Genomic DNA, 17,969 nt, shown 5'->3' with positions numbered 1-17,969 from the left:
GCCTCAATCCTCCTCGTCCGTCGGGTCTTGCTTCACCTGCAGCGTGGAGCCCGCGCGGGGGCCTGTGCGCTCCGGGTCATCTGCAATGGGCGCGAAGCCGTTGCCGTTCTCCTTGGAGATGCGATGCAGCAGCGCGGCCAGCGGGTCTGACTTCTGCTGGTTGTCCCTCTCGTACATGCCCAGGTACTTCCAGATTTTTTCTGCGAAGGCCTCCTTGCTGTGCGTCAGGACCTGCAGGCCTTCCTTCGTGCGCTTCACGCCGGCATACAGCTGGGCAGCGGCTGGGCTCAGGTAGCGGGTGTCCTTGATGACCTCGCGTGCATATCCATCCCCAACGCATGCAGTGCAGTCCGGGTGCGGCGGCCGGTGGGGGTTGAACCCGATGCCGCCTTCTTCATCGAAGTCCTCGGGCGCCTTGCCTTCCGCGCGCCATGACTCGCGCGCATGGTTCATTTCGCTGACAGTGCGCTGGTAGCGGAAGTTCTCGCCCCAGCAATGGCGGCAGCATGCGACCTTGGTCTCGATCAGCTCACGCGCATCGGCTGTGGCTATCAGCCAAGCCTGCTGGAGCATGGCATCGGCAGTGATCTGCGTGCGCTCCTGCTGCTGCCTGCGGGCTTCAGCAATGGCGGCCTGGATGTGAGGTTTTGACAGGTTCTCCGAGGCGATCTGCCGGGCAGTCTTGGCGCTGTAGCCGGCCCGGATCGCCGCCTTCGTTCCATTCAGGTCAACCAGGAATTCATCGATGAACTTCGATTCCCTCGCGGTCAGCGCTTGCGCGTCCGTGCGCTTGACGGCTGCCCTTTTGGCCGGAGCCTTCTTCAATGCCGGTTTCGTGGTGGCGCTCGGAGGCTTCTTGACCGCTGGGCGCTTCGCAGGCACGGCAGAGCCTGCGGCCTTCTTCACGGCTGCAGGCTTCTTGGGGACTGGTTTCTTTGGAGGCTCGGACTTGCCGGCAGGACGTTGGGCCATGGCCGGAAGTGTTCCGGCATGGCCTAGGGCCGTCGAACCCTAGCCGGGGCGATCTCAGGCTAGGACCCTTGCAAAGATCGTGGCTCCGGGCTATAGTGTCAACCGTGGTTCACACCACACCTTACCAACCACAGGAGAGACAGATGTCGTACATCGTTTACATCAAATACTTAATTTTCAACTTATCAACTTATGGACACGAACCTTGAATTAAAAACAACCCCAAATTTTGACGACTACATCCGCAAACTAAAAGACCCCCTCGGACGAGCAAAAATTATTGCTCGATTGAAGAGGTTAGAGCGCGGAAATTGGGGGGACGCATCCCCTGTCGGAGGCGGAGTTACTGAACTACGCATCCATTTCGGTCCGGGATATCGCATTTATTGCAAGTCCATCGGAAATACAGTAGTAATAATACTCGGTGCAGGAACAAAGGATCAGCAACAGTCTGATATAGATACTGCAATTGAATATGCAAAAACGATTCAATAAGAATAGCGGGCCTCGGCCCGTTGTTCGGCTTGATCTCAAGGAGTGAAAATGCAATCCCAAGCAGAGAAAGGGAGCGAGCTTCGTAAGTTTGACGCTTCGGAGTTCCTCAATTCTCCAGAGGAGTGCGCGGCATACCTTCAGGAATTTCTTGAGGACGACGATAACGCACTACTTCTGAGTGCGATTGGAGACGTTCTGAAGGCACAACGAAAAATGAGCCACGCCTCTAGAGAAGTTGGCGTTAGTAGAGAAGGCCTCTATAAGGCCCTGCGCAGCGATGGAAACCCTAGCTTCCATACGGTCGCACATTTAATTAAAATACTTGGACTGAAGCTTTCAGTTATACCGGCCGATCTTGAAAAAGAAATAGCGTAATATATTCGCATGAATATTTCTTACCATTGCCATCGACCAAAGTGCATCGTATGCACTAGTACACCAAAAATCAAGTGCCAGCAGACTTGCTCCCTGCTTCAGGCGCTTTTTTTTTACACAGGGAGCGGCCATCATTCATGACGTCGCTTCCATTCGCCTCTATACGGTCTGAGGCTCATCCAGCGCCACAAGTAAATCACCCTGCCTTTCGTCAATCTTCCGATTTGCTTCCAGTGCCCTCACCTTGCGCTCCAGGGCCATGCGCTTGGAAACCTCATCCATAAGCTTGTCCTGCAGTTCCTGGATTCTCCCCAGCGCAGTGTGCTCCAGAGCCACGCCGGCAAGTCCCTGCCCCAACCGCGCCGCCTCTGGCCGGACCAAGTGCAGCACATGCTCCCCAATCTCGACAAGGGTCCGGCCATCGTTGAGGTGCACGATGACCACATCCCGCGCCGGCCCGTGCTGGTGCACAGGTCGATAGCACTGCTTCACGGCCGCAATCATCCCCTCGCCGCGCAGCACTTTGATGCGGTCGTCCACGGTGGTGAGGTTCAGTCCCGTCATCTTGTGGATGCGGTCGCGCGTGGGCTCCTCGCCGGCCTCATGCAACTGGCGGATCGCCTCATAGACCTGCGTCAGCGTGGGCACGGCCTCGACCGCGCCAGTGTCCGGATTGCCGCCGGCTGTCTTGTGGATGGTGCTGGTGGTGGCTTGGTTCATGCGGTTTCACTCCAGAGGGGCAGGCGTTGTGGCCATTGGCCGGATTCGAGAATCGTGTGGCGGGTGATGCGGCCCCATTCGAGGCCGTAGGCGCGGTGCCCTTCCCTGCCGCCTTCGACCAGGCGGTAGTTGTCATATCGGCAGTGACATCCCTCGATGCCCGGCCGTGTGCAGCACAGCGGGAAGCCGGTGCGGTCGTCGGTCTTGAGCGCGAAGCCCTTGCCGAGGTTGAGGTGGGCGTGCTGAGAGAAATCGCAGATGCCGCACCAGATGCACGGCAGCGCGGCGACGGCTCGGCGGTAGGCTTCGCATTCGAGGATCTCGGCCTTTGGCAGGACCAAGCCTGTACTGGCGGCGCCCATCACCACGATGCTGGTGCACGCCATGCCGGCCGTGGCGCGGGCACTGTCCATGGCCCGGGCCGCGCGCTGCGCCAGGCGCTCCTCTCGGTCTTGCGCGGGTGCGACGGCCGGCCGGCGGCCGAAGCCGCGGCTGGGCCAGGTGCTCCCGTTCTGGATCATCGGATGTCACCCTCCAGCCCCACATCCACGAGGAAGCCGTGATCGCCCATGACGCACACGCGCGTGGGGCCGTACTGCTCCATGCGGCAGCAGCGGTTTTCCGACCAGACGGAGAAGCGGTAGCGCCCCAGGGCATCGGGGCCATCAATGCGCTCGCGCGTCGTGGCACCGCGCCACAGGGGCGGGTGCTGGGGCGTAGCGCGCACTGGGCCACGCATGGCGCGCCGGGGTAGGTCTGGACGGAAATCACGCATGGACACCGCCCTCCCCTGCGCTGACATCGAAGTCCCGCACCTCCATGCCCAGATCCAGGGCCAGGCCGTGCTCCACGCGCGCGCCCTTGGAGCCGCGCCAGCCGGGCAGCATGTAGACCGCGTCGCAGGTGCACAGCTGCGGCAGCGCCAGGCGCATGTAGCCGGCCCAGCTGCCGCACGCTGGCGCGGGGTTCTCGGCAGGGTTCTCGACGTAGTGGCCCTGGGCGCGCAGCACGGCGGCCGCGCGGTTGAAGGCCGGGTAGTTGAACTCGGGCAGGCCTGTCATCGGGCCAGCGATGTAGATGCGCTTCATGGCCGGGCCCTCCGGAAGGACCACGCGATCATTGCAGCGTCACGCTGGTGCTGATTGCTGCGGCCGGCCCAGCCGGTCAGGCGGTTGAAGGTCGCGGCGTCGATCTTGGCGCCGTGGGCGCGGCCGGCCTTCGCGCTGGGCGCCATGCCGAAGCAGGCGATGCCCTGACGCTTGCAGGCCGCCTCGATCTGCTTGCACCACGCATCGACCTCACCCACGTTGCGGTCCATCTTGGCGCGCTTGGCCTGGCTGCCGCGTGCGGTCCATGAGCCACCCTTGCGGCTGTCCTCGAAGATCACCAGGGCGGGCTTTTCCTCCAGCAGTCGAAACACCATGTCCTCGGGAGCGATCTCCTCCAGCGCCCGCAGGGCGCCGTCATCGAACCAGGCCAGGCCGGTGTGGGTGCCAGGGTCAATGCCCAGCACCGTGATCGGACCCTGATGCCCAGCCGGCACCGTCACGCGCGGGGCGGCGGGCGCCAGGCGAGCGCCTGCAGCTGCTGCACCACCTGCTGCTCGATGTCCACGTACAGCCGGGACTCGTCCCTGTCCAGCTCCCTGGCCCTGGCCTTGACGTAGCCCCACCACCCGGGTTGCTGGGCCAGCTTGACGAGGTGCGCCACGGCTGCCGCGCTGAGATTGTTTGGTTGTTGCTGCCATTGGTGTTCAGACGACGATGAATTCATGGGAGTCGCTGCCGTGGCTGTTGACCAGCAGCTCGCGCAGACGGCGTTCGGTGGCGCGGTGCGCGCGGATGAAGGTGCGGGCCGGGATCACCTCCAGCACCTGGCCGTAGGCATCGCCGAACTCGACCAGGTGGCCCAGTTGCACAGCGTTGAGCCGCATCTCCTGTCCGTGGCCGTGCTTGCGGCCAAGGTCCACGACTGCCGCGACGGCATCGGCAAACAGGCTCTGGGCCTCGGGCTCGGTGAAGACGCCCATGCCCAGCAGCGTTTCGGACAGGTTCGCGGCGTCGGCCAGGTCGCGCCAGTGCTGCACCGTGGGAGCGCCGTAGCCCACGGCATGCACGGCGGCCAGGACTGCAGCAGCCAGGGGTTCGCGCTTGCGCTGGTGCAGCGGCTGCCGTTCGCTGGCCGACAACTCCTGTGCGAGCGTGTAGGCGTAGGGCAACGACAGGTAGGCGCGGGTCGCGGCCGGATGGATGGCGGTCATGCGCACCTCCCGCGATAGCTTTCCCACTGGAACGGCAGCACGTCGCCCCCGTCTTCGCGCAGGCGGTCCATGACACGCTCTCCAAGGAAGGCGGCCACTTCGCCGATGGGCAGGTTCGACAGGAACAGCGTGGGCCTGCGACGTTCGTAGCGCTCGTTGAGCACGTCGAACAGCAGGTTCTTCTCGAAGTCGCTGCCGAACTGCACGCCCACCTCATCCAGGATCAGCAGATCCGGGAACACCATTGCGGCGATGGCCTCGCCCTCGGACTCGCCGCTACGCTTGGACCAGGTGTCCTTGATGCGGCGGACAGCGCGCGCCACGGTCGTGAAGAGCACCGATGCGCCATGCGTGTGCATGACCTGCATGCCGATGCCGATGGCAAGGTGCGTCTTCCCCGTGCCGACGTTGCCAACGAAGATGGCGCCGCTGCCCTTGCGCTGCACGTCATCGAAGCGGGCCGCGTAGTCCTTGGCGAACTGCAGCGCGGCCTGCTGCTCCGGGGTTTCCGCGATGTAGGTCCGCAGGCGGCAGCTCTGGAAGCGCTCGGGAATGGCGGCCGTGCCCAGGCGCTTCTCCCACTCTTCGCGCGCCTGGCGCTTCTGCTCGTCCTGGGCCTGGGCCAGCTCTTTGGCCTTGGCCTCCTCGGCGCACAGGTTGCACTTCGTCCAGATGTCGCCAAGATGGCAGCTGCTCAGGAACAGGCCGTGCGTGGGGCAGGTGCTCTCGCGCGTCAGCGGCGGGCGGTGGATTCGGGATGCGAGGCGGTCCATCAGATCTTCCTCGCCTGGCCGTAGTCCACGCCGCCGAAGTTGTCGGGGGGCGGCGTCTTCGCGCCCTTCACGGTCCGGCCAGCAAAGTCCGAAGGCTTGAGCCAATCGGCCTGCAGGCCCTGCGTGCCGCGAAAGCACCAGATCTGCAGGAAGTCCTCCAGCGACAGCTGGGCCTTGTCCGCCTCGTTGACCGCCATGCGCAGGACCGTTTCCGACACCGGCGCGTTCTTGCCGTTTCGCAGCGTCAGCCAATCGGACCAGGTCTGCTCGGTCACACCATCAGGCCGAGTGATGGCGTTCGCAGCCGTGCGCGCGCCTTTCCCTTTTCCTTGTTTATTCTTTGTAGGTTCTTTGTAGGTTATGGCGGCAGGATTTGCCGGGGTCCCCGGCAAATCCTGCCGGGGGGTGTTGCAGATATTGCCGGGGTCCCCGGCAGAATCTGCCGGGGTTTGAGGGGGCGGCAAATCCTGCCGGGGTGCAGAATCTGCCGGGGTTTCAGGTGCGCAGGAGCGCATGATCATCTGGTCGTATTCGGTCAGGCGCGGGCGCTTGGACAAGCACTCGTAGACCGCCGTGCGCAGGACCCTCAGATTGATCTGGTACTCGGAACTCCAGCCAGTGCGCTGAAGGCGCTGAACCAGCCCCTGCTCTTCCATCGCAGCCACATGGCCACGCACGGCGCGGACCGACAGCCCGCACTTGTCTGCCAAGGTCTGGATGGATGGGAAGCAGTTGCCTGCGTCGTTGGCGTTGTCGCACAGGGCCAGAAACACCAGGCGCGGGCCTGACTGCAGTTCCGTACGCCATGCGAGGGTCGTGTAATCGGAACTCATTGCTGCGCACCCTCCTGCGCCAGGCGGGCTTGGTGCTGGCCCCACAGGCCGGCCACCCAATTCACGCCCTTGGGGGTGAACTTCGTGGCGTTGAAGGCGTGATCGTTGACATGGGCCACGCCCGTCTTCACGACAAAGCGGCCAGCTTCGATATGGCACTGGTGCGCAGTCCATTCGCCGCCCAGTCGGTACATGATCTTTTCGTCCTGCAGCCACGCGCGGAACTCGTGCTCGTTCGCGCCCAGCAGCTTGGCCACCTGACGGAAGCCCTTTGCCCCGTTGGCGGCCACGTAGCGGTCCACATACTCGGCCTTGGGCGCGGCCAGGGCCAGGGCGGCCTGCTGCTGCTCCAGTTGCTCGGCCTGCTCAGCAGCAAGGCGAAGCGCCTGGGCCATGGTCTGAGGAACGGCTGTCGCGGCCGCCTGCGCTTCCAAAGCGGTCATGCGGTCGAAAACCTTGGCCTGCGTCTCATAGCTATAGCTCATTGCCATCAGGCAGGCCTCCCGCTTGGGGAAGCGATACCCTCGACGTGGACGACCATAGCTATCGGGGAGATCAGCGGAAAATTCCGCCGATGTCTGGGGCAGAACGTAGGGCACCTTTTCCAGGAAGTCCTTGTGCTCCAGCTTCGCGAAGCCCTTGGACGGGAAAGGCTCACCCGCTGCTTCAGCCTTCGCCTTGCGCTCATCGTTGATGAAATCCACCAGCTCGATGCTGGTCATGGTCAGCACGGCGGCAGAAATTGCAGTGATCGCGTTCATCGGGCAGGCCCTCCGAATTCGGGGCTACCAAAAGGCCCTATGAGCTTGGCCAGCGCCTCGGTACGCTGCGCGTCATGGTTCACTTTTTCAACCACCATCTGCCGATAGGTCTTGCCGTAGACCAGGGCGTACACGCAGTCGCGCAGCACCATCGAGGTGTCCGTGGCCTGCTGCCCGCAGTGGCGCAGGAACAGGTCGGCCGTGGCCTCATCAACCTTGGTGCGCAGCGGGATGTCCAGCTTGCCCAGGGGGCCGGCAACGCCGCGCGCGAACATGGGCGCGCCAGCGTCTTCATCCAGTTGGTCCTGGACACGCGCCAGCACGCGCTCGGCCTGCTCAGCGTCGAGGTCGGCAAGAGCTGTCTGGATCGCCCGGAAGGCAGCCGCTTCAGCCCGGCTCAGCTTTTCATGGGTGTCACGCATGCGGGACTACTCCTGGGGTCGGTTCGTGGAAAGGGTGCCCACCGCTCCCTGGGCTATGCTGAAAGCTGTCACACCACCAGCAATTGCCATCAGGAGGGCAGGCATGAAAACGGAACACATCGGACCAACGGCGACGCTCGCCGCCGCGATCCTTTCGAAGCTCGAGCCGGAACACCACCACTTCACGCGGGAGATCCTGGCCAGCGCCTTCGAGGACGCATACCTCGCACTCATGGATGGGATCCAGAGGGTGGACAGACTTCAGGACGAGGCAAAGGCTCAGCAGATGGCCCGCATTCGCGAAGAGTCGAATCAGCGATAGCTGCGTCCCGGCGCCGCTTCTTCAGGTTCACGAAAAACTCGGAGTCGCGGTACCTGCGTCGGTCGCTCAGGCGCCGCACTGCTGGCGGGGGCACGTCGCCCCAGCGATACGGCTTATGCATGGCCTTGCTCCTGGGCGGTGGGCTGCGCAAGCTCGGGCCAGATGTCCTGCCAGTCGTTGGGGCGCAGGTCTCGGCGGGAGACCGAGCCGCAGGACAGCGCTTCGATCCTTGGGCTGAGCGCCTTAGGGACCGGGCGGCGCCTCTTGATCCACTGGTTCACAGTGGGCGCGGAAACCTGGAGCGCGCGAGCCAGGGCAGCCTGGCTGCCAACAAGATCGACAACTGCCTGAACCGCAAGTCCGGGGTGTGAGTACGTCATACCCCATGATAAGGCTCTGCCTAATTTTGATCAATAGGCATTGCCTACGCACACTCACACATGGAACATTAGGCAATGCTTACTGGTGAAAAATTAGGCCAAGCCATCGCTGAAGCCATCGAACTGAAGGGCGTCTCCAAGAAGGAGGTGGCCGAGCACTTTGAGGTGAGGCCTCCATCCATCCAAGACTGGGTGAATCGCGGGACCATCAGCAAGGACAAGCTCCCAAAGCTCTGGAGCTACTTCGCAGACGTGGTCCAGCCTGCGCACTGGGGGCTGCCCGATTACCCGCCAGGGACTACCGCCGAGACGTCCAAACAAGGGGAAAACGTGATCCAGGTCATCGATGACACCCCGCCGCCCGGGTACGTACGCCTGCAGCATCTCTCGGTCCGGCCGTCAATGGGTCCTGGCTCGCACATGGACGAGGCCGTGCAGATCGTCCGGCATCTCGATGTCTTGGAAAGTTGGGTTCGCAAGAAGATCGGGACCGTCAACCCCGAGCGCATCAAAATCATGACGGGCAACGGCCACAGCATGAAACCAACGATTCAAGATGAAGACCTGGTGTTTGTGGATATGGGGCAGCGGACCATTGACGCGCAGGGTATTTACGTCATCGATGTTTACAACCGCCTCTTGTTAAAGAAAGCGCTAATACTGTCTGACGGCACACTGGTCCTTCGCAGCGACAACATCGTGGACTATCCCGACGAAGAGCGAATTGATCTTCGCAAGGCATCTGAGTGCATCAACATTGCCGGCAAAGTGTTGGCGTGGTGGACCATGAAGCATTGAATGCCTGCGCCTCAGCCCAAGACCCGAGCCCGCCATGAGCGGGCTTTTTCATGGACGCTGGCTGGCGAGGTCCGCGCCATGTAACAAATTACTGTACACACATACAGTTGTCGTGCATACTTGAACTGTGTTTTTAACCAGCACCAAGGATGCACATGACCACTTCCGCCCTCACCTCGCTCCGAGTCACCCTTCAAGACTGCGTCGGCATTGAGCACGACATCAAGGCCAAGGCTGAAGCCCGCTTCGCCAAGGTGATTGAACGAAGCTTCCCAAACCAAGAGGCCATGACCCGGGCCTACAAGCTCTTCAACGATGCGGCCGAGGGCGGCGTAATCGGGAAGGCGAACGAGGCGGTGGCGCTTTCCTGGCAAAAGGCCTATGAGTCGGCCCAACAAGCTGGACTCCAGGGGATAGCCGTGGAGGAGGCCTACTTCGAAGTCCGTCTGCACTGAACGCGCCAACAGTGCGCCAAAATAATAAGGCAACGCCTATTGCAAGAAATTAGGCATCGCCTTATCATCACCCTCAACGTACCCAGCCACCGCACATGCGGACCGGCCGGGAAGTTGGGCACCACGGCATCGACCGGGCAAGCCCCGGTCTTTCAAAAGTTGCACGCCGATGTTGCTTGCCCCACCCGAGGGGCATTCGTCCGGCGCAATGGCGCTCCTGGGCATGGGCCAGGTCAGCGTGCCGCGTCTCCGCGCGGTTGCCAGTCCGTCAAAGCACGGTACACGGCATAGGGAAGGAACTGCGGGCGGGGCGCCCTGTAGAGAGTAGGCGGGAGGCTGTGAAGGGTGCGCGCCAGCGCATCTGGAGCCGACGATGGAACACCGCCCTGGCATTCCGGTGACGAACGCAGCGAGATGACACCACGGAGCAAATAAACGGTGCGGCATGTTGATGCCGCGCGCCATCTACCAGACGTTGGCCGCCGACCCGGAGCGACATCCGGGGGCAACCCCAAGGCAGTGCTCTCTCCCGAGAGGTCTTGGGCTTGCCTTTACGGAGGAACCGATGATCACTGATCCTTTAATTGTTCGCGGACGGCCGACAGGTCCACAAACCCAAGTTGGTTGGTATGGCTCGTCACTTCAAGTATGGATGCAACGATGTCGTGACGAATCAGAACTTTCCGCGTTCCCTTGCTTTCCCAGTCCATGGCCTGAAAAGACAAGTAGGGGTGCCAGCTCAGATCGAGATGCCGCCCAAGGATCAACGCCTGATTCTCTTTGTCACGGCTCCCAGGATGCAGGAAGCGGCCCAGGTGCGCCCACGCAGGATCGGTAAGAACAGCTGGAGAAAGATAGAGAAAGTTAACCGCGAAAGATTGCACGTCCGCCCTCCATGGTGATGGTTGCTTGAGAACCACCATCGTAGCCGTGGCAGTGGCGGACACCACTCACACCAAATCCGGACCAGATCCGGACCAGATCCGGGAAAAAAACGCAGCGTCTTGTCACCAGGGCGCTGCGTTTTTTTATGGCGATTCGGGGCGCCTTCTCCCCGCTCTCAAAGGAAAACCATGTCCGAGACCCAAGCGCAACTGGCCAAGCTGTCCGAGTTCGATTTCATCGTCGTTGTGGATGCCAGCGGCTCCATGACCACGGATGACGTGAAGGGCCGCACTCGCTGGCAGGCCGTGCAGGAAACCGCAGAGCAGTTCACCCGTGATCTGGCCAAGCTGGACAGCGATGGCATCGGCCTGGTGGTGTTCAACGGCCAGGCCGTCGATTCGTTCGATGGCGTGGACGCAGGCAAGCTGACCGAAGTGTTCGCGGCGCGCTCGCCCCGCAGCTCCACCCCGCTGGCCGAGGCTCTGACCGCCGCGCTCAAGCTGGCCGGCAAGTCCGACAAAAAGGACTTCGTGATCGTCTTCACGGACGGCGAGCCCGATGACAAGGCCGCCGCCGCGAAGGTAATTGTGGATGCCTCCAACAAGCTGCAGAGCGACGACGAACTGACCATCCTGTTCGTGCAGGTGGGCCACGACCGCGCCGCAACCGACTACCTGCGCGAGTTGGACGACAACCTCAAGGGCGCCAAGTTCGACATCGTGGACGCCAAGACCGTGGCCGAAGCCGAAGCCTTCGCCAGCACCGCCGACCTGGTGCTGGCCGCCATCGACGGCTGACCCATGGTCGATCTCATCCTGCTGACGTTCTGCGTTGGCATGTTCGCCGCCGGCTTCTGGGCTGGTGCCAGGTACAAGCGGCCCTCTGAAATGCTCAAGGCCGCGAAGGACTGGCTCAAGTAGAGCTGTACCACCGCCCGCCCCGAGCGTCATCGGGGCAAACAAAAGAGGCTTCTCGATGAGGGAGGCCTTTTCTGTTTCCGCCACCACCACAGGAGAGACCACCGTGAACCATTCCAACTCCCTCGCCCATATCGGCGCCGGCCCGGTGCCCCATGCCTATGACCTGCAGCGGGTCGCCGAAGCGGCTGCGCAAAAGGCACGCAGCGAAAGCGTCCAGATCGCCCCGGCCCCGCAGAGCCAGGTCGAAGCCGCCATCAGCCAGGTCGACGCAGGCATGCAGGACCTGCAGAACACCATCAAGCGCATCACGGCCCGCCTGGAGCCTGCGCTGTCGGCGGCCGGAATCTCGGCCGAAGGCAGCGCGCAGCAGGCAGAGCCGGCATCCTCCACGCCCCTGGTGCGCCGGATCAACGCCCTGGCCGCCCAGCTGCGCCATGACTGCGCTGCCCTGCAGGACCTGGAGCGGCGCCTGGCGCTGTGATGGGGATGGCGAACACCGTCGGGGCGCGTCTGATCCGCGCCTGGATCGAGAAGGGGGGCGACCTGACCCACCTGTCCGAAATCGCCGGTTGTGCGCTCGAGCAAATTCCGCAACTCGCGTTCGACGAGAGCCGACCTTCTATGTTGTGCAGTGCGCGCAATATAGCTACCGCGCTCTCCGTCGATCCAGGGTGGCTGATATACGGCGATGAGTACCACTCCGCCGAGATGCTGAAGCAGATGCGCGAGCAGACCGGGCTGCTGCGCGAGTTGGTGGAGCTGGCGCGCGACGCTGCCAATCCCGATTGAGCGGATTGACAGCGGGATCGAAACGTCCCGGCCAAGTGCCGGGGCCATCAAGAGTGCTGACTGGTGGGCACGCGCCTTGGAGTGGCCCGCCCCGAAAGTACGCTGCAGATGGTATCTGCAGGGGCCAGCCAGCACCCTTGATGGCCAATCGTGACGGGTAGTTGCCCACCCGCAAGCAGTGAGAGTCTTGCCAAACCGTTTGAGGGAAAGCCGGGGCGAATACGGCGGCCATCTTCACTTCTGGCTGCGATACGATGCCCGCCATATCGATCACAACAAGAGAGGGCATCCAATGCTGAGACTCATCGTTTACGTGCTGCTCGCGGCGGCGGCGTGGAAGGCGTACACGTCGCATCAAGCCAAGACTGGTGGGCCGACCCCGGATCTGCTTCTCAATGAGCCACGCCCTCGCGACATTGATGTCGGCAGCAGCACTTCAAGTGCTCCCAAATATTCCTGCGACGGTCGCATGCACTGCTCGCAGATGACCTCCTGTGAGGAGGCGAAGTTCTTCCTGCGCAACTGCCCCAACACCAAGATGGATGGTGATGGCGATGGCATTCCTTGCGAGCATCAACTCTGCAACTGATGCCAACGTTCTTTTACCTCCCGTACATGTTTTCGTGATCATGTCCGGGCCATACTGAGTCCAACAGTTTTACGCCGAGCCTGGGTTTCCTCCTCCCTCCCTCTCTAATTCCCAGGCACGCCTTCAAGGCATCGGCACTTTCCACCAAGGCCCTGCAGCTTCACCAGTTGCAGGGCCTTTTTGTTTCGTGGGGTCGCCTTGTGCGGCATTTGGCCCGCCCTGCAGCAATGTGGGGCGGGCTCTTTTTTGGAATCCACCATGAGATCCAGATTCAACCGCCTGCGCGGCGAACGCGGCCGCGTCGCATATGAGCCGCAGACCTATGCGGACTGGCGTGAAGAAGAACGCCTCATCGCCGAGCAGGAGGCCCAGCGCCTGCAGCGGCAAGCAGCAACCCCACCGAATCCGCCACCTGGCGGATTTGTCGTTTCAGGAGAGCCCAAATGCAACGAGTGATCCCCGCCGAACCCTTCAATCCCGACCCCGATGCGCGCTTCCTCCGTGAGGCCTCGCGCCCTGGCCCGGTGACCGAGCCGGGCCCGGCGCCCACGCCCGGCGGCTGGCTGCTGCTGCTGATCGCGGCCCTGCTCACGGTCCTGGTGCTCAGCGCCTGCGCGGATGCTGGTGCTGCCCAGGAGCCCGCGGCCAGCGCAGCGGACGTGCAGCGAGCGCACAGCGCCACCCAGGCGTGCCCGCCCGGCCATGCAGTCGTATGGACCGGCCCGCAATCCATGGAATGCCTGCGCGAGCTGCCATGACCCACCTCCTCGGCTTTTTCCTCTGGTCGGCCGTCTCGGCCTTCTGCATCGCCGCTGCGGTCGCCATGTCCGGAGCACCCCTTTTCTGACCTGGAGCACCAGCTCGTGAGCCAATCTACAGACCCTATCGAATGCGTGCGCGTCGAGAACGAAGTCACGCCCAACCACCACGCGCATGCCATGGCGCATGTGGCTGAGCCGATCATCGAAATCCTGAGCGCCTACGGCCAGCGCAACGGCAACACGTTTGCCCTGTACGGCGGCCTGTATGCCATGGGCTGCGCCCTGGCCAGCGTCGGCGCGAACCTGGAGCCTGGGGTGAATCTGCGTCAGCAGCTCGAACCGATGCTCGCCGGCTACCAGGCGATGCGCGAGTCCCAGCTCAAGGCACAGGCCCACTGATCGCAATGCCGAATCCCGAGAAGCTCAACCTCACGCAGATCTGCGCCAAGTTCTCGCCCTGGCTGCAGCTCAACGCGGCGAATCTGGCGGCCCTGGGCGTGCCTATCGAGAAGGTCCAAAGCGCGGTGCTGATGAATGCCCGCGACCTGCCACGCCTGGCGGACGCCCTGATCGACCAGCTCTACCAGAAGCGCGAGGAATTCCTGGCTGGGCCCGCGCCGCGCGCGCCAGCCATCCCTGTGCCCGCCATCCAGCACCTGCCGGCCGACGACACCGAAGGCGGCGCCCTGTAACCCACCGGCCCACGTTGGCCAACCGTTTGGAGAAGCCCCATGTCGCAAACACCGGCAGATCTCTACGCGCAAGAAATGATCATGCGTGCCAAGGCCAAGGCCAAGGCCACCGAGGCCGCCGCGCTGCGCCTCGAAGCAAAGGGCGAGAAGCGCGCCGTCGAAGCCTACAACCTGAGGGCACGCGCGAAAGCGCTTTCGGGCGAGGCGGCGCAGCTGCGCAACGAGGCCAAGCTCGTTCACAGGGAAGCCGTGAAGGGCATCGGGGTCCAGGCCGAGGAAATGGTGAAGCGCATGCCGCCCGAGTTCGGCGGCTGGGGGATTCTCAAGACCCGCGCCTATACCAAGCTGCTGGACCTGCTCGTGTCCCAGGCAAAGCGCGTGCAGCCCAACCTGGCCCTGGCCACCCAGGCCCACACCCTGCTGCTGGGCCACGCGGCCTGGACCGATGCAGAAGCCAACCGCCTGGGCTGCTTGCCCAAGCATCCCAAATCCCTGGCCTGAAACACCATGCTCACAAATCTGATCATTTACCGAATCGCCGAGTCCTGGGCTCCTGACCTGCAGGCTGTCGAGGCCGCCCTGGGCAAGAGCCCGTTTGCCGAGTGCGGCGCCACGCAGGAGCGCAGCGCCGGCTGGGTGCCGCCGCGCGGCGAACCCCATGGCCCGCTGGCCGAGTCCGTGGCCAACCAGTGGGTGATGCGCTTCATGACCGAGGCCAAGATGCTGCCGGCCAGCGTGCTCAACCGCCGCGTCAACGAAAAGGCTGCCCACATCGAGGCCACCGAAGGCCGCAAGCCGGGCAAGAAGGAAAAGAAGGAACTCAAGGACGAGGCCAAGCTGGACCTGCTGCCCATGGCCTTCACCAAGCAGGGCGCCATGTGGGTCTGGCTGGACCCGCAGGCCCGCACCCTGGTGCTGGACACGGGCAGCCAGGCGCGCGCCGACGAGGTGGTCAGTTCGCTGGTGGAGGGCCTGACGGGCTTTGCGCTGGCCTTGGTCGACACGCAGACCAGCCCGCAGGCCGCGATGGCGCACTGGCTGACGACGCAGGAGCCGCCCTCCGGCTTCTCGATCGACCGCGAATGCGAGCTCAAGGCAGCGGACGAAAGCAAGGCCGTCGTGCGCTATGGCCGCCACCCGCTGGACATCGACGAGGTGCGCCAGCATATCGAGCACGGCAAGCTGCCCACGCGCCTGGCGCTGACCTGGGATGACCGCGTGAGCTTCGTGCTGACCGAGGGTCTGCAGATCCGCAAGATCGCGCTGCTCGATGCCGCGATGGAAGGCCAGTCGCAGGACGACGGCGGCTTCGATGCCGATGTGGCGATTGCCACGGGCGAGCTGTCCAGGCTCATCCCCGATCTGATCGAGGCGCTGGGTGGAGAGGGTAGCACTGCCATGGGCCAGGCCGTGCCCGCCCCGCTGACCACGACAGGGCCGGCCTGCGCCCCGCCAGATCTGAAACCAGGCGATGTGCCGCTCTGACATGGCCACCGCCTCCGAAAAGGTCTGCACCACCTGCGGCGAGCCCTGGCCCGCCGACGTGGGCTTCTTTCGCGCCCTGGTCAAAAGCCCCGACGGGTTGGCAGACCAGTGCAATGCCTGCGTTTGTGACAAGTACCGCCGCTATCGCATCCGCAATCCCTCCCGCCCGCGCGCCACCGACATGCTCGCCAGCATCTGGATGCGGCCGGCGGCCCCAGCCTCAACTGCATGAACCAAGACACCGAACACCAGCCCACGCGCGCCGAGCGCGATCTTCCGGCCGCGCGCCGCGCCGCAGAACGTGCCCGCTCCCTGTGGTGGGATGAGCAAAAGCCTACCCATTGCTTCGGCTGCGGCGCCGAGCTGCCCGAAGACCACCACCGCGGCGATGCCCTGCCCTGCGGCCACTGATCACCCATCCCAGAAAGGAAAAATCCGAAATGTCCGAATACAAGACCCTGCTGGCCCAGCGGGCCGAACTCGACGCCCAGATCGCCCAGGCCCAGGCCGAAGCCAAGGCACAAGCCGTCGCCCAGGCCCGCGCGCTGATCGCAGAGCACGGCCTGACCGCCGCCGATGTCTTCCCCGCCGCGAAGATCAAGGGCAGCGTGGGCACCCCGAAGTACCGCGACCCGGCCTCCGGCGCCACCTGGACCGGCCGGGGCAAGCCGCCGAACTGGATCAACGGCAAGGACCGCGCGCCTTTCTTGATTGTCCAAGCGGCTTGAGGCAGATTCAAATGCAGGGCCGAGTTGGCCCTGCTGCGTCATAGCGGCCACTCCCAATCAGCCCAACTGAAATCGGACCACAGGTCGCTTGACGGTGTTTCACTTTGCTCATGATCCTTGGTTCTAAACCAATCAACCATACGATTAATTCGCACTGTGACCCGAAGCAGGATGCGCCCCCACTTGAAATCACTAGATCGACTATTAGCACCGCCTTCAACACTTTCGTTTGCATTGTTTATCTCGTTGTTTTTGTCGGATGTCTTTTTCATTCTTATTCCTTTTTCTTATTGTTTATGTAAACCAGCGGAACGCTGACGAAAAAAGCCGCTCACGATTTCTCGCAAACGGCTTTAGATTTAATTAAACCATGGCTGTCAAGTCCCCCTCAATCCATGGAGGGGAACGCATCCAATCAACACCCCAGAAGCCACCCGGCCCCGTGCCGCGAGTGGCTTTTTTTTGGCCCAAAGGAACCCCATGCAAGCTGTTGACCTCTTCGCCGGAGCTGGCGGATTCAGCACTGGCGCTGCGCTGGCCGGTGTGCCCGTCATCTGGGCTGCCAACCACTGGCCACTGGCCGTCCAGTACCACGCCGCGAACCATCCCGACGCACAGCACCTGTGCCAGGACCTGCACCAGGCTGATTGGAGCCGCGTCCCCGCGCACGACCTGCTGCTCGCCTCTCCCTGCTGCCAGGGACACAGCAAAGCCCGGGGAAAAGCCAGCGGCAATCCTCAACACGACGCCAGCCGCAGCACCGCCTGGGCCGTGGTCAGCGCAGCTGAGTTCCACCGACCGCGCGCCGTCGTGGTGGAGAACGTGCCCGAGTTCTTGGACTGGTCCCTGTATCCCGCCTGGCGCACGGCCATGGAGGCACTGGGCTACACGCTGTCGCCACACATCGTGGACGCCGCCGACCACGGCGTGCCCCAGCACCGCGTGCGCATGTTCATCGTGGCCACGCGCAGCCGCGCGCCACTGGTACTGGCCCTGCCGAAGCGCGAGCACATGCCGGCCAGCAGCTTCCTGGACTTCGAGGCAGGGAGATGGAGCCCGATCCACAAGCCAGGCCGCTCCTGCGCGACCCTGGCGCGCGTGGCCGCTGGCCGTGCCGCACACGGCGACCGCTTCCTGGCGCCCTACTACGGCAGCGGCTCGGGCACCACTGGCCGCAGCCTGCACCGTCCCCTCGGCACCGTGACCACAAAGGCGCGTTGGGCCCTGATCAACGGCGACCGCATGCGCATGTTGACCGTCTCCGAAAACTGCGCGGCCATGGGATTCCCTCGGGACTACCAACTGCCCGCGCAGACCCACCAAGCCATCCACCTGCTTGGAAACGCCGTGTGCCCGCCCGTCGCCCGCGACGTAATCAGCGCACTGGCCGCCCAGTTCTGACCACCCCATGACCCCGACCCCACCCCAGGCCGCGTGCCCGCTGCTGCAGCGCGCAGGCCACGTCATCCAAACCACTGCAGCGCATTGGCAGCTGCTCCCCGAAAGGCAATCATGAAGATCATCAAGACCTCCGAGGCTCTCCCGAAATCTGGC

34 protein-coding genes are annotated in these 17,969 nt (G+C 63.4%); 19 read left to right on the top strand and 15 right to left on the bottom strand.

The annotated features are described in order from the left end of the window. Positions 1-3 precede the first annotated feature (3 nt). Positions 4-906 (bottom strand): terminase small subunit, encoded by a 903-nt coding sequence (locus tag ACFPFG_RS27435; RefSeq protein WP_380109078.1) that lies wholly within the window; start codon positions 904-906, stop codon positions 4-6. A gap of 258 nt (positions 907-1,164) precedes the next feature. On the opposite strand from ACFPFG_RS27435, the gene ACFPFG_RS27430 reads away from it, so the two are divergent. Beyond that, complete coding sequence (locus ACFPFG_RS27430; protein WP_380109076.1) at positions 1,165-1,467, top strand: type II toxin-antitoxin system RelE/ParE family toxin; 303 nt, start codon at positions 1,165-1,167, stop codon at positions 1,465-1,467. A gap of 48 nt (positions 1,468-1,515) precedes the next feature. Next, positions 1,516-1,842: an addiction module antidote protein gene (locus ACFPFG_RS27425; RefSeq protein WP_380109074.1), complete on the top strand. Its 327-nt coding sequence runs from the start codon at positions 1,516-1,518 to the stop codon at positions 1,840-1,842. A gap of 159 nt (positions 1,843-2,001) precedes the next feature. Here ACFPFG_RS27425 and ACFPFG_RS27420 read toward each other — a convergent pair whose 3' ends face one another. Genes ACFPFG_RS27420 through ACFPFG_RS27370 form a run of 11 tightly spaced genes read right to left on the bottom strand, consistent with a single transcriptional unit; the run spans position 2,002 to position 7,611 of the window. Further along, on the bottom strand, positions 2,002-2,562 hold the full coding sequence (locus ACFPFG_RS27420) for a hypothetical protein (RefSeq protein ID WP_380109072.1): 561 nt from the start codon (positions 2,560-2,562) through the stop codon (positions 2,002-2,004). Then, the gene (locus ACFPFG_RS27415) at positions 2,559-3,083 is read right to left on the bottom strand and encodes a hypothetical protein (RefSeq protein ID WP_380109070.1); all 525 of its coding nucleotides are present in this window, start codon (positions 3,081-3,083) and stop codon (positions 2,559-2,561) included. The genes ACFPFG_RS27420 and ACFPFG_RS27415 overlap by 4 nt, the downstream gene beginning before the upstream one ends. After that, the gene (locus ACFPFG_RS27410; protein WP_380109068.1) at positions 3,080-3,301 is read right to left on the bottom strand and encodes a hypothetical protein; all 222 of its coding nucleotides are present in this window, start codon (positions 3,299-3,301) and stop codon (positions 3,080-3,082) included. Before ACFPFG_RS27410 ends, ACFPFG_RS27415 begins: the two co-directional genes overlap by 4 nt. Positions 3,302-3,329: 28 nt before the next feature. Beyond that, on the bottom strand, positions 3,330-3,650 hold the full coding sequence (locus ACFPFG_RS27405) for a DUF4406 domain-containing protein (RefSeq protein ID WP_380109066.1): 321 nt from the start codon (positions 3,648-3,650) through the stop codon (positions 3,330-3,332). Next, positions 3,647-4,111: a hypothetical protein gene (locus ACFPFG_RS27400; protein ID WP_380109064.1), complete on the bottom strand. Its 465-nt coding sequence runs from the start codon at positions 4,109-4,111 to the stop codon at positions 3,647-3,649. Before ACFPFG_RS27400 ends, ACFPFG_RS27405 begins: the two co-directional genes overlap by 4 nt. After that, positions 4,108-4,335, bottom strand: a complete 228-nt coding sequence (locus ACFPFG_RS27395; protein WP_380109062.1) for a hypothetical protein — start codon at positions 4,333-4,335, stop codon at positions 4,108-4,110. Before ACFPFG_RS27395 ends, ACFPFG_RS27400 begins: the two co-directional genes overlap by 4 nt. Then, a complete protein-coding gene (locus ACFPFG_RS27390) occupies positions 4,316-4,822 on the bottom strand; it encodes a hypothetical protein (protein ID WP_380109060.1) in 507 nt (168 codons plus the stop codon). Before ACFPFG_RS27390 ends, ACFPFG_RS27395 begins: the two co-directional genes overlap by 20 nt. After that, positions 4,819-5,595, bottom strand: a complete 777-nt coding sequence (locus ACFPFG_RS27385; RefSeq protein WP_380109058.1) for an ATP-binding protein — start codon at positions 5,593-5,595, stop codon at positions 4,819-4,821. The genes ACFPFG_RS27390 and ACFPFG_RS27385 overlap by 4 nt, the downstream gene beginning before the upstream one ends. Continuing rightward, positions 5,595-6,428 (bottom strand): helix-turn-helix domain-containing protein, encoded by an 834-nt coding sequence (locus tag ACFPFG_RS27380; RefSeq protein ID WP_380109056.1) that lies wholly within the window; start codon positions 6,426-6,428, stop codon positions 5,595-5,597. Before ACFPFG_RS27380 ends, ACFPFG_RS27385 begins: the two co-directional genes overlap by 1 nt. Beyond that, the gene (locus ACFPFG_RS27375; RefSeq protein WP_380109054.1) at positions 6,425-7,189 is read right to left on the bottom strand and encodes a phage antirepressor KilAC domain-containing protein; all 765 of its coding nucleotides are present in this window, start codon (positions 7,187-7,189) and stop codon (positions 6,425-6,427) included. Before ACFPFG_RS27375 ends, ACFPFG_RS27380 begins: the two co-directional genes overlap by 4 nt. Beyond that, positions 7,186-7,611: a hypothetical protein gene (locus ACFPFG_RS27370; RefSeq protein ID WP_380109052.1), complete on the bottom strand. Its 426-nt coding sequence runs from the start codon at positions 7,609-7,611 to the stop codon at positions 7,186-7,188. Before ACFPFG_RS27370 ends, ACFPFG_RS27375 begins: the two co-directional genes overlap by 4 nt. Before the next feature lie 103 nt (positions 7,612-7,714). Between ACFPFG_RS27370 and ACFPFG_RS27365 the strand changes: the two genes are divergently transcribed. After that, positions 7,715-7,933: a hypothetical protein gene (locus ACFPFG_RS27365; RefSeq protein ID WP_212645707.1), complete on the top strand. Its 219-nt coding sequence runs from the start codon at positions 7,715-7,717 to the stop codon at positions 7,931-7,933. Between the two features lie 113 nt (positions 7,934-8,046). Here ACFPFG_RS27365 and ACFPFG_RS27360 read toward each other — a convergent pair whose 3' ends face one another. Beyond that, a complete protein-coding gene (locus ACFPFG_RS27360; RefSeq protein WP_380109050.1) occupies positions 8,047-8,313 on the bottom strand; it encodes a transcriptional regulator in 267 nt (88 codons plus the stop codon). Positions 8,314-8,388: 75 nt separating this feature from the next. Here ACFPFG_RS27360 and ACFPFG_RS27355 point away from each other — a divergent pair, with 75 nt between their 5' ends. Next, positions 8,389-9,111 (top strand): S24 family peptidase, encoded by a 723-nt coding sequence (locus ACFPFG_RS27355; RefSeq protein WP_051940901.1) that lies wholly within the window; start codon positions 8,389-8,391, stop codon positions 9,109-9,111. A 155-nt stretch (positions 9,112-9,266) separates the two neighbouring features. Then, positions 9,267-9,566, top strand: coding sequence for a hypothetical protein (locus ACFPFG_RS27350; protein ID WP_310637567.1), 300 nt, complete (start codon positions 9,267-9,269; stop codon positions 9,564-9,566). 569 nt (positions 9,567-10,135) lie between these two features. On the opposite strand, the gene ACFPFG_RS27345 is transcribed toward ACFPFG_RS27350, so the two are convergent. After that, the gene (locus tag ACFPFG_RS27345) at positions 10,136-10,450 is read right to left on the bottom strand and encodes a hypothetical protein (protein ID WP_380109047.1); all 315 of its coding nucleotides are present in this window, start codon (positions 10,448-10,450) and stop codon (positions 10,136-10,138) included. 189 nt (positions 10,451-10,639) lie between these two features. On the opposite strand from ACFPFG_RS27345, the gene ACFPFG_RS27340 reads away from it, so the two are divergent. The 13 genes from ACFPFG_RS27340 (at position 10,640) to ACFPFG_RS27280 (ending at position 16,415) form a co-directional block, all read left to right on the top strand. After that, a complete protein-coding gene (locus tag ACFPFG_RS27340) occupies positions 10,640-11,248 on the top strand; it encodes a VWA domain-containing protein (RefSeq protein ID WP_380109045.1) in 609 nt (202 codons plus the stop codon). A gap of 226 nt (positions 11,249-11,474) precedes the next feature. Next, the gene (locus ACFPFG_RS27335; RefSeq protein WP_380109043.1) at positions 11,475-11,852 is read left to right on the top strand and encodes a hypothetical protein; all 378 of its coding nucleotides are present in this window, start codon (positions 11,475-11,477) and stop codon (positions 11,850-11,852) included. Between the two features lie 5 nt (positions 11,853-11,857). After that, complete coding sequence (locus ACFPFG_RS27330) at positions 11,858-12,160, top strand: hypothetical protein (RefSeq protein WP_380109041.1); 303 nt, start codon at positions 11,858-11,860, stop codon at positions 12,158-12,160. 292 nt (positions 12,161-12,452) lie between these two features. Further along, positions 12,453-12,749 carry an excalibur calcium-binding domain-containing protein gene (locus tag ACFPFG_RS27325; protein WP_183020508.1) on the top strand — a complete coding sequence of 99 codons (297 nt, stop codon included), beginning with the start codon at positions 12,453-12,455 and terminating at the stop codon, positions 12,747-12,749. Between the two features lie 258 nt (positions 12,750-13,007). Next, positions 13,008-13,205 (top strand): hypothetical protein, encoded by a 198-nt coding sequence (locus ACFPFG_RS27320; RefSeq protein WP_380109039.1) that lies wholly within the window; start codon positions 13,008-13,010, stop codon positions 13,203-13,205. Continuing rightward, positions 13,193-13,507 (top strand): hypothetical protein, encoded by a 315-nt coding sequence (locus ACFPFG_RS27315; protein ID WP_380109037.1) that lies wholly within the window; start codon positions 13,193-13,195, stop codon positions 13,505-13,507. Before ACFPFG_RS27320 ends, ACFPFG_RS27315 begins: the two co-directional genes overlap by 13 nt. Before the next feature lie 105 nt (positions 13,508-13,612). Continuing rightward, positions 13,613-13,909: a hypothetical protein gene (locus ACFPFG_RS27310; RefSeq protein ID WP_380109035.1), complete on the top strand. Its 297-nt coding sequence runs from the start codon at positions 13,613-13,615 to the stop codon at positions 13,907-13,909. Between the two features lie 5 nt (positions 13,910-13,914). Next, the gene (locus ACFPFG_RS27305; protein WP_183020504.1) at positions 13,915-14,202 is read left to right on the top strand and encodes a hypothetical protein; all 288 of its coding nucleotides are present in this window, start codon (positions 13,915-13,917) and stop codon (positions 14,200-14,202) included. 39 nt (positions 14,203-14,241) lie between these two features. Continuing rightward, a complete protein-coding gene (locus ACFPFG_RS27300) occupies positions 14,242-14,703 on the top strand; it encodes a hypothetical protein (protein WP_183020503.1) in 462 nt (153 codons plus the stop codon). A gap of 6 nt (positions 14,704-14,709) precedes the next feature. Further along, positions 14,710-15,687 (top strand): recombination-associated protein RdgC, encoded by a 978-nt coding sequence (locus ACFPFG_RS27295; RefSeq protein ID WP_380109032.1) that lies wholly within the window; start codon positions 14,710-14,712, stop codon positions 15,685-15,687. A gap of 1 nt (position 15,688) precedes the next feature. After that, entirely contained in the window at positions 15,689-15,919 is a 231-nt protein-coding gene (locus ACFPFG_RS27290) for a hypothetical protein (protein WP_151021198.1), read from the top strand. Further along, positions 15,916-16,098, top strand: a complete 183-nt coding sequence (locus ACFPFG_RS27285; protein WP_380109029.1) for a hypothetical protein — start codon at positions 15,916-15,918, stop codon at positions 16,096-16,098. The genes ACFPFG_RS27290 and ACFPFG_RS27285 overlap by 4 nt, the downstream gene beginning before the upstream one ends. A gap of 29 nt (positions 16,099-16,127) precedes the next feature. Then, positions 16,128-16,415, top strand: coding sequence for an H-NS histone family protein (locus ACFPFG_RS27280; protein ID WP_380109027.1), 288 nt, complete (start codon positions 16,128-16,130; stop codon positions 16,413-16,415). 38 nt (positions 16,416-16,453) lie between these two features. Here ACFPFG_RS27280 and ACFPFG_RS27275 read toward each other — a convergent pair whose 3' ends face one another. Further along, positions 16,454-16,687, bottom strand: coding sequence for a hypothetical protein (locus ACFPFG_RS27275; RefSeq protein ID WP_380109025.1), 234 nt, complete (start codon positions 16,685-16,687; stop codon positions 16,454-16,456). Positions 16,688-16,895: 208 nt separating this feature from the next. Here ACFPFG_RS27275 and ACFPFG_RS27270 point away from each other — a divergent pair, with 208 nt between their 5' ends. Continuing rightward, positions 16,896-17,816, top strand: a complete 921-nt coding sequence (locus tag ACFPFG_RS27270) for a DNA cytosine methyltransferase (protein WP_380109023.1) — start codon at positions 16,896-16,898, stop codon at positions 17,814-17,816. Positions 17,817-17,969: the final 153 nt, after the last annotated feature.

The organism is Delftia deserti (assembly GCF_042653485.1).
Classification (GTDB): Bacteria; Pseudomonadota; Gammaproteobacteria; order Burkholderiales; family Burkholderiaceae_C; genus Comamonas; species Comamonas acidovorans.
This window is presented reverse-complemented; position numbering and strand designations above follow the sequence as displayed.